Source organism: Streptomyces sp. NPDC043870 (assembly GCF_056435785.1).
On the sequence record NZ_JBWKDT010000043.1, the window covers coordinates 30,277 to 46,268 of the forward strand.

Annotated in this window: 7 protein-coding genes; 3 read left to right on the forward strand and 4 right to left on the reverse strand. The window is 72.6% G+C overall.

The window, feature by feature from the left end:
* Positions 1 to 3 precede the first annotated feature (3 nt).
* The 4 genes from AC0699_RS33355 to AC0699_RS33370 form a co-directional block, all read right to left on the reverse strand.
* On the reverse strand, positions 4 to 3,729 hold the full coding sequence (locus tag AC0699_RS33355) for a UvrD-helicase domain-containing protein (RefSeq protein WP_478667861.1): 3,726 nt from the start codon (positions 3,727 to 3,729) through the stop codon (positions 4 to 6).
* A gap of 54 nt (positions 3,730 to 3,783) precedes the next feature.
* Positions 3,784 to 4,602: a hypothetical protein gene (locus tag AC0699_RS33360; RefSeq protein ID WP_478667862.1), complete on the reverse strand. Its 819-nt coding sequence runs from the start codon at positions 4,600 to 4,602 to the stop codon at positions 3,784 to 3,786.
* A gap of 107 nt (positions 4,603 to 4,709) precedes the next feature.
* Positions 4,710 to 8,267, reverse strand: coding sequence for an ATP-dependent helicase (locus AC0699_RS33365; RefSeq protein ID WP_478667863.1), 3,558 nt, complete (start codon positions 8,265 to 8,267; stop codon positions 4,710 to 4,712).
* 203 nt (positions 8,268 to 8,470) lie between these two features.
* Positions 8,471 to 8,836 (reverse strand): MGMT family protein, encoded by a 366-nt coding sequence (locus AC0699_RS33370; protein WP_478667864.1) that lies wholly within the window; start codon positions 8,834 to 8,836, stop codon positions 8,471 to 8,473.
* Between the two features lie 206 nt (positions 8,837 to 9,042).
* On the opposite strand from AC0699_RS33370, the gene AC0699_RS33375 reads away from it, so the two are divergent.
* The 3 genes from AC0699_RS33375 (at position 9,043) to AC0699_RS33385 (ending at position 15,758) form a co-directional block, all read left to right on the forward strand.
* Positions 9,043 to 11,994 (forward strand): lysylphosphatidylglycerol synthase domain-containing protein, encoded by a 2,952-nt coding sequence (locus AC0699_RS33375; protein ID WP_478667865.1) that lies wholly within the window; start codon positions 9,043 to 9,045, stop codon positions 11,992 to 11,994.
* Positions 11,995 to 12,297: 303 nt separating this feature from the next.
* On the forward strand, positions 12,298 to 14,127 hold the full coding sequence (locus AC0699_RS33380) for an alpha/beta hydrolase (RefSeq protein ID WP_478667866.1): 1,830 nt from the start codon (positions 12,298 to 12,300) through the stop codon (positions 14,125 to 14,127).
* 95 nt (positions 14,128 to 14,222) lie between these two features.
* Positions 14,223 to 15,758, forward strand: a complete 1,536-nt coding sequence (locus AC0699_RS33385; protein ID WP_478667867.1) for an alpha/beta hydrolase — start codon at positions 14,223 to 14,225, stop codon at positions 15,756 to 15,758.
* Positions 15,759 to 15,992 lie beyond the last annotated feature (234 nt).

Below are 15,992 nucleotides of genomic sequence, written 5' to 3' on the forward strand. Positions count from 1 at the left end.
AGCCTATCCGGCGCCCGGGGCGGGTTCGCCGGCCCGGTCGGGGACCGGTTGCGGCACGGGGTCCTGCTCCGGATCGTGCTCCGGGTCCGGCTCCGAACCCCGCTCCGGATCCTCCAGAAGGATGCGCTCCAGGCCTGCCCTGCCGGGCAGGCCGCCGGGGTGGACGACCTCACCTGTGCGTACATAGACGAAGGCGGCCGCGACGGATTCGGGCGGGAGGCCGTGCTGCTCGGCCCAGGCGAGGCGGTAGACGGCGAGCTGGAGCGGGTCGGCATCGCGGGCCCGGCTGGTCTTCCAGTCCACGATCTCGTACGCACCGGTCGTCTCGTCGCGGTAGACGGCGTCGATACGGCCCCGGACGACGCGGCCGGCGAGGGTGAGCTGGATGGGCACTTCCACGCGGTAGGGGGTGCGGCGGGCGTACGGGGTGCGCTCGAACGCCTCCTTGAGCGCGGCGAGATCCCGTTCGTCGGCGATCTCGGCCTCCTCCGGGTCACCGCCGGGCAGCTCGTCCGGCCCGAGCATGGGCAGCGGCAGCTCCTCGAAGCGCGACTCCACCCAGGCGTGGAAGCGGGTGCCGCGGCGCGCGGCCCGCTGCGGAGGGCGCGGCATGGGGCGGGCCAGCTCCTGGGCGAAGCCGTCGGGGTCGGCGGCGAGCCGCAGCAGCTGGGACGCGGACAGCGACGGCGGTACGGGTACGTCGCGTACGGCGGCGCGGGCGCGGCGCAGCTCGCCGGTGAGCGCGTCGAGATCCCGGTCCCAGGAGGCGATGGCCCGGGCGTCCTCGGGGGTGAGTGGCTCGCCACGCTGGGCGGGGAGGCGCGGGGAGACCTCCCCCGCCCGGTTTCTCCCCGGAACCGGGGGCGAGCTCGCGCCGCCCCGGCCGCCCTCCGGGCGATCGCCGGCATGACCGGGCCGGCTGTACGGGCCGAACGGAGAGGACGGGTCCGACGGGTCCGACGGATCGGACGGGTCGATCGGATCGGAGGGGCTGCCTTCGGCCTGCGGCCCCTCGTGCAACAGCCGGCGATCAACGACGCCCGGCGCGAGCTCGCCCTCCCAGGCCGATTCGTCGTCCCAGGCCGGTTCACCGTCCCAGGGCTCCTCGTCGCCCCAAGGCTGTTCGTCATCCGGCCAGAGGTCGTCCTGAGGCGCCTCCGGCTCGTCCGGCTGCTCCCGCTCGTCCAGCTGATCCGACGCGTCCGACGCGTCCGATGCATCCGACTCATTCGACGCATCCGCCGAGAGCGCGTCCAGGTGCGCCAGTACCAGATCCGCGGCCGCGCGGCGGCGGACCATCGCCGCGGAGTCCAGGGGCAGGGGCCAGGCGTGCTCGGCCGCTCTCTCCTGGAGTGCGGGGTTCTCGGCGTCCTCCGGGGGCTCTTCGACCCATGCCTCGATCTCGCCATGGCCCGCCGCGCAGTGGTCGTACAGGGCGTGCAGGAAGGCGGACGGACCGCGGCGGCGCTTCTGGGTCGGGCCCCACCAGTGGGCCGAGCCGAGCAGGAGGGAGCGGGGGCGGGTGAAGGTCACATAGCCCAGGCGGAGTTCTTCCGTGTGCTGATGGTCCTTCATCTCGTCCTTGAAGGCCTTGAGGCTCTTCGCGTCCCAGGAGGTGATGTCCGGGAGCGTGTCGGCGTCACCGCGCAGCGCGTGCGGCAGGACCTTGGCCTGGGAGGTCCAGGATTCGCGGGCGCGGGTGCTCGGGAACTGGTCGGCGACCAGTCCCGGGACGGCGACGACGTCCCATTCGAGTCCCTTCGACTTGTGGGCGGTGAGCACCTTCACCGTGTTCTCCCCGCCCGGCAGGGCGTTGTCGAGGCCCTTCTCGTACTGCTCGGCGGTGCGCAGGAAGCCGAGGAAGGCGAGCAGGGTCGCTTCGCCGTCCAGTGAGGCGAAGGAGGCCGCTGTGTCCAGGAAGTTGGCGAGGGTTTCGCGGCGGCGGGCGGCCAGGGCGTGGGGTGACGCGGAGAGCTCGACCTCCAGACCGGTGCTGGCGAGGACGCGGTGGAGCACGTCCATCAGCGGGTCGGCGAGGGAGCGCCGGAGTTCGCGCAGCTCGGTGGCGAGGCGGGCGAATCGGACGCGGGACTCGGCGGAGAACGGCAGGCCGTCGTCCGTGTCGTTCGATTCGAGGAATGTGTCGAGCGCGTCGGCGAGGGAGATCACCTCGGCCGGATCGGTGCCTTCGACAGCCGCGGCGAGGCGCTGGTCGGGGTCGGTGCCGTCGTCCGCGCGGTGCACGAGGAGCCGGGCGCGGCGGCCCAGCAGCGCCAGGTCGCGGGGGCCGATGCGCCAGCGGGGGCCGGTGAGCAGCCGTACCAGCGAGGCGTTGGCCCCCGGGTCCTGCAGGACCTCGCAGACGGCGACGAGGTCGGCGACCTCCGGCAGATGCAGCAGCCCGGACAGGCCGACCACTTCGACGGGGATGTCGCGGGCGACGAGGGCGCCCTGGATCTCGGCGAAGTCCCCCGCCGTGCGGCACAGGACGGCGATCTCGCCGGGCTCCTTGCCGGTGCGCACGAGATGGGCGATCGCGTCGGCGAGCCAGGCGATCTCCTCCGCGTGGGTGTCCAGGAGGGCGATGCGGACGGCGCCGTCGCGCTCGGCCCCGGGGGCGGGGCGCAGTGCCTCGACGCCTTCGTGCCGGGCGCGCAGGGGCTCCGCGAGACCGTTGGCGAGGTCCAGGAGACGGCCTCCGCTGCGGCGGTTCTCGCTCAGCGCGAGGCGGGTGGCGGGGGTGCCGTCCGCGTACGGGAAATGCTCGGGGAAATCGTCCAGGTTGGCGACGGACGCGCCGCGCCAGCCGTAGATCGCCTGACAGGGGTCACCGACGGCGGTGACGGGGTGACCGGTGCCGGCGCCGAAGAGGCCGGAGAGCAGCAGCCGCTGAGCCACGGAGGTGTCCTGGTACTCGTCGAGCAGGACCACCCGGAATTCGTCGCGCAGGATCCGGCCGACCTCGGGGCGGGTGAGCGCGAGCTCCGCCGAGAGCGCGATCTGGTCGCCGAAGTCGAGCAGGTCGCGGGCGCGCTTGGCCGCGCGGTAGCGCTCGGTCAGGTCCAGGAGCTCGCGCCGGGCCGCGGCGGCCTCGGGGACCTTGCGCAGCTCGGCGTTGGTGAGCTTCGCGGTCTCCAGGGTGTGCAGCAGTGCGGAGTCGTGGGCGCGGAGCTGCTCGGGGCGTACCAGATGCTCCGCGAGCTCGGCGTCGAGCGCGAGCAGATCGCTGACCAGGGAGGGGAAGGACTTGGTCAGCGCGGGGTACGGTCCCGGGGCTTCGCGCAGCACCCGCGCGGCGAGCTGGAAGCGGGTGGCGTCGGCGAGGAGCCGCGTCGTCGGCTCGAGGCCGATGCGCAGGCCGTGGTCCGTGAGGAGCTGTCCGGCGAAGGCGTGGTACGTGGAGATACGCGGCTCGCCCGGCGGGTTGTCCGGGTCGATGGTGTCGGGGTCGGTGACCCCGGCCCGTACGAGCGCCGTGCGGACGCGCTCGGCGAGCTCACCCGCCGCCTTGTTGGTGAAGGTCAGGCCGAGGACCTGTTCCGGGGCGACCTGGCCGGTGCCCACGAGCCACACCACCCGGGCCGCCATCACCGTCGTCTTTCCCGAACCTGCTCCGGCCACGACGACCTGCGGGGCGGGCGGTGCGGTGACGCAGGCCGTCTGCTCCGGGGTGAACGGGATGCCGAGGAGCTCCTTGAGCTGCTCGGGGTCGGTGATGCGTGCGGACACCCCAGAGAGGCTAACGGGGACCACCGACAGTCGGTGGTCCCCGTCTGCCGGACGTCAGGCGCTTCCGGCGCCGCCCATCATCTTCTCCAGGTCGACCACCTCGCCGGCCGGCGGAGGAGTGGCCGCGACGGGCTTGTCGTAGTCGCTGAAGGTCATGGTGCCGGGCTCGTCGCCGCCCGTGGTGACGACCTTGAGGAAGTACGGCTTGCCCTCGGCGGCGACGTAGATGGTGTGCGTCTCCGAACCGTCCTTCTCCGTCAGCGTGATCGCCTTCTGGCCGTTGACCTCGGTGAGCTGCCCCTTGGTGACGTTGGCCGTACTGCCGTCCTCCATCTCGTCGATGAGGCCGTCGAGGTCACAGGCACCGCCCATGTCCTTGGCCGCGTCCTCATCGGCCGGGATCTTCATCCAGCGGCCCTTGAGCATCTCGGTCATGGCGGCGGTCTCCTCCGCGGAGGAGCCCTCCTCCTTGCCCATGGCCTTGTAGAACGCCTCGTCGCCCTTCATGTACATGACCTTGTTGAGCACGAGGAACTCGGCCTGGCCGGAACCGGCGTAGCCCATCTTTCCCTTGCAGTTGCCCTGCTTGCTGAGGGCGAACTCGATCGCCAGCTGCTTGCCGTCGTCCTTGCCCGAGCCGGCGACCTTGAGGGACGAGGCGGCCTTGGTGGCCTCCACCGCCTTGTCGGCGATCTGCTGCCCGGTCAGACCGGCGAACGGCTCGGGTGCCTTCGGGGACTCGCTGACCGTCCGGTCGGACTTGCCCTTGGAGCCCGCGTCCTTGCCACCTCCGTCCTTGGAGCAGCCGACGAGGGTGGCGGTCAGGGCCGCACACGCAACCGCCGAGACCAGAAACTTCCGGTTGGCCATCATTTGTCTCTCCCAGCAGGAATCGCTTATCGCGTTGTTGTGCGACTGCTGTGAGCCGGCTTTGGATGCACGGAAACCGCGTGATTCACGCCACACCTTCCGGGGAGGTGCTATTCGACGATGTGCCGGCCCTCGGGCCGGGCGCTGCACGACGCCCGGAAGGCGCAATGGCCGCAGTGGGTGCCCGTGTTCGGGGTGAAGCGTTCGTCGAGTACGCGTCCGGCGGCGGTGGCGAGCAGCTCGCCGACCCACTCCCCCGCGAGCGGCTCCTGCGCCTGGACCCTCGGCAGGGCGTCTCCCCCCTCCTTCCTGGGGGCGGGCTGGCGCAGCTGTACGAGTTCGGCGCCGCCGGGTTCGGGGCGGCGGCCGTCGAAGACCTCGTCGACCGCGCCCTCGCGTACCGCCAGCTGATAGACGGCGAGCTGGGGATGGTGGGCGACCTCGTCCTTGGTGGGTGCCTGTTTCCCGGTCTTGAAGTCGACGACGTACGCCCGGCCGTGCTCGTCCTGCTCGACACGGTCCATGGAACCGCGGATCCGTACCTCGTACGCGCCCGCTTCGAGGGTCACGTCGAAGTCGTGCTCGGTGGCGGCGGAGGTGCGCCCGCCGCGGTCCGTGACGTGCCAGCGCAGGAAGCGTTCGAGCGCCACGCGCGCGTGCTCCTTCTCCTGCTGGGACTTCCAGGGGGCGTCGAAGACGAGCGCGTCCCAGACGGAGTCGAGGCGCTCCATGAGGACGGCGAGATCGGCGGGGGTGCGACCCGAGGCGACCTCGTCGGCGAGGACGTGGACGACGTTCCCGAATCCCTGGGCGGCGGTGGCGGGGGCGTCCGCCTTGACCTCGCGGCCCAGGAACCACTGCAGCGCGCAGGTGTTGGCGAGCTGGTCGAGGGCACTGCCCGAGAGGGTGACGGGGTGGTTGCGGTCGCGGAGCGGAACGCCGCTGTGGGTCGGTTCGTTCAACCCCCACCAACGGTACGGATGGGCGGCGGGGACCAGCGGCTGGCCCTCGTCGTCCGTGAGCGCGGCAAGGCGGGCGAGGCGGCGGGCGGCGGCGTCGCGCAGCGCCGGGCTCGCTTCGGGGTCGACGGTGGTGGCGCGGAGTTCGGCGACGAGGGGGGCGACGGCGAGGGGGCGGCGGGGGCGGCCGGTGATGTCCTTCGGCTCCGCACCGAGCTCGGTGAGGAAGCGGGAGGGCTGATCACCGTCGTCGGCGGGTGCCTTGACGGCGGTGACGACGAGGCGGTCGCGGGCGCGGGTGGCGGCGACGTAGAAGAGGCGGCGCTCCTCGGCGAGGAGGGCGCCGGGAGTGAGGGGTTCGGCGAGGCCGTCGCGGCCGATCCGGTCGGCTTCGAGGAGGGAGCCACGGCGGCGCAGGTCGGGCCAGAGACCTTCCTGGACGCCGGCGACGACGACGAGGCCCCATTCGAGGCCCTTGGAGCGGTGGGCGGTCATGAGGCGTACCGCGGCGGGGCGTTCCGGGCGCCGGGTGAGCGTGTCGGCGGCGATGTCCTGGGCCTCCAGCTCGTCCAGGAAGTTGAGGGCGCCGCGGCCGCCGCTGCGCTCTTCCGCGCGGGCAGCGGTTTCGAAGAGCGCGCAGACGGCGTCGAGGTCGCGGTCGGCGTTGCGGCCGGCCGCGCCGCCCCTGAGCGCCGCGCGCTCCAGTCGCTGCGGCCAGGGGGTGCCGGTCCAGAGCTCCCACAGGGCCTCTTCGGCGGTGCCACCGCCGTCGAGGAGCTCGCGGGCCTTGCGCAGCAGCGTGCCCAGGCGCTGGGCGCCGCGGGCGTAGGCGGGATCGTGCGCGGTGAGCCGCTCGGGCTCGGCAAGGGCGCGGGCGATGAGCAGGTCGGAGGGCGGCGGCACGCGATTGCCCGCGGCGCGCTCCTCGTCGCGGAGGGCGCGGCCGAGGCGGCGGATGTCGGCGGTGTCCATGCCGCCGAGGGGTGAGGTGAGGAGGGTGACGGCGGTTTCGGGGTCGAGCCAGGTGGGGTGCAGGGCGGTGGTGCCGGAGGCGGTTCCGCTCCCCTCCCCCTGCGCGGGGAGATCCCCGCCTTCCCGGAACCCGGGCCCCGGCGTGCCGGGCTCGTCGCCCGGGCCATCACCCGGGGCAGGGGTGTCCTCGTCGGGCAGGTGCCCCGCGGGCTGCTGCGCCGGGACAGTCTCACCTGCGGGCTGCTGCGCCGGGACCGTCGTACCCGCGGGCCGGCCGGCGGGATCGGCGGGCGCGCCGGGGGCCGGGGTGGTCGTCGCCGTGGCGGCGGTGCGGAGGGCCGTCAGGAGGGGGGCCACTGCGGGTTCGTGGCGCAGGGGGATGTCGTCACCGTCCGTTTCGACCGGGACACCGGCGGCGGTGAGGGCGCGGCGGGCGGACGGGAGGGTGCGGGCGCCGGCGCGGACGAGGACGGCCATGTCGTTCCAGGGGACGCCCTCTTCGAGGTGGGCGCGGCGGAGGATGTCCGCGATGTTGTCGAGTTCCGTGGAGGCGGTGGGGTACGTGTACGCCTCGACGCGACCGCCCGCGCGGACCGGGGTGAGCTCTCGGTGGGCGCGGACCTTGTCCGAGGGCAGCCGGGTGAGCGGCATGCGCTGGGTGAGCAGACGGGTCGCCGACAGCAGCGTGGCCCCCGAGCGGCGGGACGTCGTGAGGACCGCGACCGGCGCCGGGCGCCCGTCCGCGCGGCGGAAGGTGCCGGGGAAGTCGAGGATGCCATTCACGTCCGCGCCCCGGAAAGCGTAGATGGACTGGTCGGGATCGCCGAGGGCGATCAGGGTGCGGCCGTGCCCGGCCAGTGCCCGCAGCAGCCGGACCTGCGCCGGATCGGTGTCCTGGTACTCGTCGACGAACACGGCGTCGTACCGCGCGGCGAGCCCGTCGCAGGTCCCGGGCCGTTCGGCGAGGAGCGATGCCCGGTGGACCAGTTCCGCGTAGTCGAGGACGCCCTGCAGGTCCAGGACGTCCAGATATTCGGCGAGGAACGCTGCGGCGGCCCCCCAGTCGGGGCGCCCCGTGAGCCGGGCGAAGGCCGCCAGCGCGTCCGGGCCGAGACCCAGCTCCCGGCTCCGGGCGAGCACGGCCCGTACCTCGTCCGCGAAACCGCGCGTGGTGAGGCATGCCCTCAGCTCGGCGGGCCAGCGCGCCCCGGCCCGCCCCTCACGCTCCAGGTCGAGCTGCCCGGCCAGCAGGTCGCGTACGGCCACGTCCTGCTCCGGACCGGACAGCAGCCGCAGCGGTTCGGCGAACAGGTCGGCGTCCTGGTGCGCGCGGACGAGCGCGTAGCAGTACGAGTGGAAGGTGGTGGCCTGCGGCGCCCGCGCCCCTCCGAGTCGCAGGGCCATACGGTCGCGCAGTTCCACCGCCGCCTTGCGGCTGAAGGTGAGCACCAGGAGCCGCTCCGGATCCGCGCCCCGCGCGATCCGTGCCGCCACCGCCTCGACCAGGGTCGTCGTCTTCCCCGTCCCCGGTCCCGCCAGCACGAGCAGCGGACCCTGTTCATGGTCAACCACCGCGCGCTGTGCCGCGTCCAGGAGAGGGGGATCCACCGGGCCCGGCGTGGTACGCACCAGTCGGTACGCGCCCGGGGTCCTCCCTCTGGGCCCCTGCGGGCGTGGGGGGACCCCCTGCCGTGCCCGACGGTGCGGTGTACGCCCGTTGGAAGAGGAGGAGCTCACGTGGATCGCCGGTCCTGGTGGGTGTGCTGGTGGTGAGGGGGCCGGTGCGCAAGCGCGGGCCGCGAGGGTACGAGGGTGCCGAAGGCGGTTCTGACGACGCTACGCCAGGCGGCGCCCGGGTCGCAGGGAGTCCGGTCCTGAGCGCACCGGATACTCCGTACGGGAACCGGATGACTCATCGCACCGCCGAATGGCGGAAGCTGTCAGGTGTGAGCTCCTGTGTCCGCCGTGCCCGCGCCACCGTCCCAGCGCGCCCGCCTCATGTCGAGGCGCGGCACATGGTCGTCCGCGCCGCGCGACGCCTCCCGCAGCGGGGTGCCCTCCGCACGGTAGTGCTGCAGCGCCCTCAGCTCGTGGCCCGGCAGCAGGACGCCGTCCGCCCGCACCACGCGCCACCACGGCACGGCCCCTCCGTAGAGCGCCATGACGCGGCCGACCTGGCGCGGTCCTCCCTCACCGAGCCACTCCGCGACATCGCCGTACGTCATGACACGGCCCGGCGGGATGTGCTCGGCGGCATCGAGCACCCGCTCCGCGTACTCCGGAAGTCCCGGCACCTCATCGCTCATCCGGCCCATCCTGCACCATGGGACCGACAGTGGCGCCGGCCCGTCACGCAGCGTACGTACGCAGGCAAAGAGGCGTATCTGGTACAGCTCACGCCCTCGCATTGCACCCTGATGCCCCCCGCTGTCAGCCAGCCATGCCACCATCGTCCGGGCGGTGACTGGTGATACGAGATCAAGAAGAGACAGACACGACGAAGGAGCAGGACGTGCAGCCTCCTGCGGCGGCGAGCACCTCCGGCTCCGAGTCGCGCCCGGAATCCGCCGAAGCACGCGGGGGAGCCGCGGAACCGCGCAAGGACCGGGCCGGGTCCCAGCCCGGAGCCGAACCGCGCGACACAACCGGACCGCGCCACGAACAGGCCGTCTCGCACCCCGGAGATCCCGGGCAGCACTCGGGCACGTCCAGCCGCACGCACGGCCGTACGCCCGACCGCACCCACAGCCCTGACGCGCCGCCCTCCGGCCACAAGGACGCACCGGTGCGAGGCACCGACGCAGCCACCGCCGAACGCACAGCCGGCGACGACAGCGACGAAAGCGATGACGCAGCGCACGTCGACCGGCTCTCCGGGGACGAGCCCCTCCTCCCGGCGCGCGTGCACCGCCCCTCCGATCTGACGCGGCTGCTCACCGGCATCCTGGCGATCGCCGTCGTCCTCGGCCTCGCCGCCTTCGCCCACGGCACCACGTCCGGTCTGGAACAGGACATCTCCAAGGGCACCGGCCAGGCCCCCGACGTGCTGGTCAAGCTCGCCGGCCTGGTCTCCAGCATCGCCGTTCTGCTCGTCCCGGTCGCCTTCGCGATCGAGCGACTGATCAAACGGGACGGCCTGCGGATCGCGGACGGCGTCCTCGCCGCCGTCCTCGCCCACGGAGTGACTCTCGCCACCGACCTCTGGGTCGCCAAGGCAGCGCCCGGCCAGATCCAGGACGCGCTGACCCAGCCGCAGACCGGCGGCGGTCTGACCGATCCCGTCCATGGCTATCTCGCACCCGTGATCGCCTATATGACGGCGGTCGGCATGGCCAGACGGCCTCGCTGGCGGGTGGCGCTGTGGGGTGTGCTGCTGCTCGACGCCTTCGCGATGCTGGTGGCGGGCTACACCACCCCGTTCTCGATCATCCTCACCGTGCTGATCGGCTGGTCCGTCGCGTACGGCACGCTCTACGCCGTCGGCTCGCCGAACGTGCGGCCCACCGGCCAGACCCTGCTGGCCGGTCTGCGCCATGTCGGTTTCCGTCCGGTCACCGCGATGCGCGCCGAGGACGTACCGGACTCGGCGGACCAGGGCGACCGCGGCCGCCGCTATCTGGTCACTCTGGAGGACGGCCCACCGCTCGATGTCACCGTCGTCGACCGTGAGCAGCAGGCGCAGGGCTACTTCTACCGGGTGTGGCGCCGGCTGACGCTGCGCGGCATCACCACACGCCGTTCCATCCAGTCGCTGCGGCAGGCGCTGGAGCAGGAGGCGCTGCTCGCGTACGCCGCGATCGCCGCCGGGGCCAACGCACCCAAGCTGATCGCCACGTCCGAGCTCGGCCCGGACGCCGTGATCCTGGTGTACGAGCACCTCGGCGGGCACTCCCTGGACTCCATGGCGGACAAGGAGATCACCGACGACGTGGTGCGCGGTGCCTTCGAGCAGGTGCGGGCGCTGCAATCGCGGCGTATCGCGCACCGCAGGCTCACGGGCGACGCGATTCTGGTGGATCGTTCCGGCAAGGTCGTGCTGACCGATCTGCGCGGCGGTGAGATCGCGGCCGGCGATGTGGTGCTGCGCATGGACATCGCCCAGCTGCTGGCCACTCTGGGACTGCGGGTCGGCGCCGAGCGCGCGGTGGCCGCGGCGGTCGAGGTGCTCGGTCCGGACGCGGTCGCGGACTGTCTTCCGCTGCTGCAGCCGATCGCGCTCAGCCGCTCCACACGGGCAACACTGCGGCGGCTCGCCCGGGAACGTTCGCAGCGCGAGCGTGAGGCGGTGCTGGCGGCGTCGGAGTCGGCCAGGCAGGCCAGGGCCGAGGCGACCGTCGAAGGCGCCGAGAGCGGCGACAGGACCGACAAGGCCGGCAAGAAGGCCACCCGCAAGTCGCTGCGCGCCGAGAAGCAGGCCGAGAAGCGCGCCCTGGACGAGGCGCTGGACGAGGCCCGCGAGGAGGACCTGCTCGCCCAGATCCGCCACCAGGTGCTGTTGATCCGGCCGCAGGCGCCGGTCGAGCCGGCCCGGCTGGAGCGGATCAAGCCGCGCACACTGGTCAGCCTGATCGCCGGAGCCATCGCCGCGTACTTCCTGCTGTCGCAGCTCGCCAGCGTCGAGCTCGGTGTGATCACCCGAGCCCACTGGGGCTGGGTCGCCGCCGCGGTCCTCTTCTCGGCGCTGAGCTACATCGCGGCCGCGATGAGCCTGCTGGGCTTCGTCCCGGAGCGGGTGTCGTTCCTGCGGACGGTCGTGGCCCAGGTCGCCGGATCGTTCGTGAAGATCGTCGCCCCGGCGGCGGTCGGCGGTGTGGCGCTGAACACCCGCTTCCTGCAGCGTTCCGGTGTCCGTCCCGGGCTTGCCGTGGCGAGCGTCGGCGCCTCCCAGCTCTTCGGTCTCGGCGCGCACATTCTGCTGCTGCTGTCCTTCGGCTATCTGACGGGTACGGAGAAGACGTCGTCGCTCACACCCTCCAGGACGGTCATCGCGGGTCTGCTGACCGTGGCCGTGCTGGTGCTGGTGGTGACGGCCATTCCGTTCCTGCGGAAGTTCGTGGCGACCAGGCTGCGGTCGCTGTTCGCCGGGGTGGTGCCGCGCATGCTGGACGTGCTCCAGCGGCCGGGGAAGCTGGTCACCGGCATCGGCGGGATGCTGCTGCTGAGCGGCACGTTCGTGATGTGCCTGGACGCCTCGATCCGGGCCTTCGACAACGGGGATCAGCAGCTCAGCTACGCCAGCATCGCCGTGGTCTTCCTCGCGGGCAGCGCCCTCGGGTCGGCCGCGCCGACGCCGGGCGGCATCGGGGCGGTCGAGGGTGCGCTGACGATCGGTCTGATCGCCGTGGGTCTGCCGCCCGAGGTCGCGGCTCCCGCCGTACTGCTGTACCGGCTGATGACGCTGTGGCTGCCGGTTCTGCCGGGGTGGGTGGCCTTCAACCAGCTCACCCGCAAGGGGTCGCTCTAGGGAGTGCCTTGCGGATCAGGCCGGATCAGCAGGGCGTCGCGGGCCCGTCAAGATCCGCCGGACGGGCTCCGGAGTCGCTCCGGAACGAGGCGCCCTGAGGGGCGAGGGCATCGCCGTGCACAGTCACGGCAAGGTGCGCCCTCACGACGACGTGCACCCTCACGGCGACGTGCACCCTCACGGCGATGCGCACCCTCACGGCGATGCGCACCCTCACAGCGACATACTCCTTTCACCGCACCCTGCACGCCCACGGCCCGCCGTCGACAGGCGGACCGCCGCGCCGCGCCGCAGGATGGGGTCATGCCGACCTCCCCCACCGGCTGCCCCGCCGACGGCCCCGGACCTGACGACAGCGGCCGACACACGGACGCCGCCGACCCGGCGGCCATTGCTGACGCGGCCGCGCCTGCGGATCCGACGGGCTCCGACGCCCAGGACGCCCAGGGAGATGCCATCGGGTCGGCCGACATCCCCGATCCCGCCGACCCGGCCGAACGCCCCGGTCCGGGCGACCAGGCAGGCTTCGACTCCTGGGACGACACCGTCGGCCGGAGCCGCGCCGCGCGGCGCGCGTCCGCCGCCCGGCGGGCCGGGACCGTCCTCGCGGCCGCGACCGCCGCCGTACTCCTCGTCACTGCCGGGTGCTCGGGCGGCGGCGAAGGCACGGGCAAGGAGCAGAACCGGGACCTCGCGGCCCAGACACTGGACTGGCAGCCGTGTCCGGCACCCTCTGAGGCCGAGGGCGGCGGGACCGCGCCCTCACCGCTGCCCGGCGGCACACCGTGGGAGTGCGCCTTCATGGATGCCCCGCGCGACTACGCCGATCCGGACGGCGAGACGATCGAGCTGGCCCTCATCCGTGCGAGGGCCCGTGACGAGTCCCGGCGGATCGGCTCCCTGATCTTCAACTTCGGCGGTCCCGGCGGCTCCGGGGTCAGCACCCTGCCGGCCGCCGCGAGCGAGTTCGAGGGCCTGCGGTCCCGCTACGACCTGGTGAGCTTCGACCCGCGCGGGGTCGGGCGCAGCCAGGCCGTCGAATGCCTCGACGACAAACAGCTCGACGAGTACTACGCGCAGGACGCCACCCCGGACGACGCCGCCGAGGAGAAGGCGCTCACGGAGAATCTCCGTACGTACGACCAAGCCTGCGAGAAGCGCTCGGGTGCGGACCTGCCGTACGTCGGCACCACCAACGCGGCTCGCGACATGGACCTGATGCGCCAGGTCCTCGGCGACGACAAGCTCCACTACTTCGGCATCTCGTACGGCACCGAGCTCGGCGGCGTCTACGCGCACCTCTTCCCGAAGAACGTCGGCCGGGCCGTCTTCGACGCCGTCGTCGACCCCACCAGCAACCCGGAACAGGGCGCGCTCGGCCAGACCCAGGGCTTCCAGCTGGCCCTCACCAACTTCGCCAAGGACTGCGTCGCGCGCGGCGACGAATGCAAGCTCCCGGGCAGTACCCCTGAGGAGATCCAGCAGTTCATCGTCGATCTGCTGGCCCGGCTCGACAAGAAACCGATCCGGGGAATCGGCGACCGCGAGCTCACCCAGACCCAGGCGACCAGCGGCATCGCCCAGGCCCTGTACTCCAAGAAGTTCTGGCCGCTGCTGGAACAGGGGCTCGACGAGGCGGACGGCGGCAACGGGGCGCTGCTCCTCGCGCTCTCCGACGCGATGAACGGCCGCAACCAGGAAGGTCAGTACAGCAACATCCAGGCGGCCAACGCGGCGATCAACTGCGTCGACTTCAAGGAGCGGTACACGCTGGAGCAGACGAAGGCCAAGCTCCCCGAGTTCCACAAGGTCTCGCCCGTCTTCGGCGACTACCTCGGCTGGGGCCTGATGGGCTGCTCCCAGTGGCCGGTGGACGGGCAGTGGGACACGCCCGATGTCAGCGCGCCGGGGGCGGCCCCGATCCTCGTCATCGGCAACACCGGGGACCCGGCGACTCCCTACGCGGGCGCCAAGGCGATGGCCGAGGAGCTCGGGAAGGGCGTCGGCATCGACCTGACGTACGAGGGCGAAGGCCACGGGGCGTACAGCAGCGGAAGTGCCTGTGTGAAGACCGCCGTGGACCAGTACCTCCTGGACGGCAAGGTTCCGGCCGCGGGAACCGTCTGCAAATAGGCTCGGGGGCAGGGCTCTCGATGTCACTGTCAGTGGCGGCGCCTAGGATGGCGGATCAGTCGAATCAGTCGGGTGAATCCCCCGGGGGGCCTGGAATGTCTTTCCGTACGAGGGCGCTGGCGGCGGCCGTCGCGCTGGCACTGGCCGGCGGGGCGCTGACGGCCTGTGACACCGGCGGTGCCGGCACGGGCGACAGGGCCGGGACGGGGAAGCCCGCCCCGGTGCAGGACGGCGACGCGGCTCACGGCCTCCCCGACGCGCTCACGAAGCAGCGACCCGACTGGAAGCCCTGCGAGAGCGAGGGCTGGACCTGCGCGAAGGTGAAGGTCCCGCTCGACTACGACGCCCCCGAGGGCGAGACGCTGTCGATCGCGCTGATCCGCCGCGAGGCGCAGAACAAGGACAAGCGCCTCGGTTCGCTGCTCTTCAACTTCGGCGGCCCCGGCGGCTCCGGCGTCGACATGCTGCCGCGCGCCGCAGTGGACTACCAGAAGCTCAACGCCCGCTACGACCTGGTGAGCTTCGACCCGCGCGGGGTCGCGGACAGCTCCGGGGTGGTGTGCCGGGGCGACAAGGAGCAGGACGAGGCGGCGTCCCGCGTCGACCTCACTCCCGACACCGCTGCCGAGGAAGCGGCCTACTTCGAGGACGCCAAGGACTTCGGCGCGGGCTGTGCCGGCCGCTCGGGCAAGGTCCTCGCGCACGTCAGCACGGCCGATGCCGCCCGCGACATGGATCTCATCCGCCATCTGCTGGGCGACCGCAAGCTCAACTACTTCGGTATCTCGTACGGTACGGAGCTCGGCGGCACCTACGCCCACCTGTTCCCCGGGAACGTGGGGCGCACGGTACTGGACGCGGTCGTCGACCCGACGGCCGACTCGATAGGCCACGCGCGCAACCAGACCACCGGCTTCCAGCGCGCCCTGGACAACTACCTCACGAGCACGGGGCAGGACCCCAAGGAGGGTTCGGCGCGGATAGCGGCGCTGCTGGAGCGGATCGACAAGAAGCCGCTGCCCACCGACAGCGACCGGGAGCTGACCGAGGGGCTCGCGCTCACGGGCATCGTCCTGTCGCTGTACGCGAAGAGCCTGTGGACCGATCTCACCCAGGGCCTCCAAGAGGCCGAGCAGAGCGGCCGTGGCACAAAACTGCTGTCGCTCGCCGATATGTACAACGACCGTGACGCGAACGGCCGTTACGGGACGCAGAGCCACTCGCAGCGGGCGATCTCCCGTCGGGACACCAAGCAGCGCCCGACACCGGCACAGGCGAAGGGGCTGCTGCCGGAGTTCCGGAGGATATCCCCGGTGTTCGGCCCGTTCCTGGCGTGGGACACGGCGGGCTGGTGCGCGCAGTGGCCGGTGCCCGGTGAGCGGGTGACACCCGAGACCAGCGCGAAGGGTGCGGGCCCGATCCTGGTCGTCGGCACGACCGGCGACCCGGCGACGCCGTACGAGGGCGCGCGGCGGATGGCGGACGAACTGGGCGAGGGCGTCGGTGTGCTGCTCACCAACAAGGGCGAGGGCCACGGCGGTTACAGCCCGGAGAACGGGTGCGTGACGGACATCGTGGACCGTTACCTGCTGGACGGCACAGTGCCGGAGGACGGCGGGACCTGCGGGTAGTCGCCCGGGCGGCGCGCCCGGGGCGGGCACGCAGACGGACGCCCCCGCAGATGCCCGCCGGGGTCCGCGCACGCGCAACAAGACCGCCGGCGCACACGGCAAGAGGCTGCCCGCGCACGCGACATGCCCCCCATGACCGTGGAGGGGGGGGGGGGGGGGGGGGGGGGGGGGGGGGGGGGAAAGGGGGGGGGGGGGGGGGGGGGGGTGTGTGGGGGGTTGGGGTTGGCCGACCCC

Excerpts from the sequence above, each read along its gene's own strand:
- AC0699_RS33360 (WP_478667862.1), bottom strand. The coding sequence starts at position 4,602 with ATGATGGCCAACCGGAAGTTTCTGGTCTCGGCGGTTGCGTGTGCGGCC.
- AC0699_RS33370 (WP_478667864.1), bottom strand. The coding sequence starts at position 8,836 with ATGAGCGATGAGGTGCCGGGACTTCCGGAGTACGCGGAGCGGGTGCTC.
- AC0699_RS33380 (WP_478667866.1), top strand. The coding sequence starts at position 12,298 with ATGCCGACCTCCCCCACCGGCTGCCCCGCCGACGGCCCCGGACCTGAC.
- AC0699_RS33385 (WP_478667867.1), top strand. The coding sequence starts at position 14,223 with ATGTCTTTCCGTACGAGGGCGCTGGCGGCGGCCGTCGCGCTGGCACTG.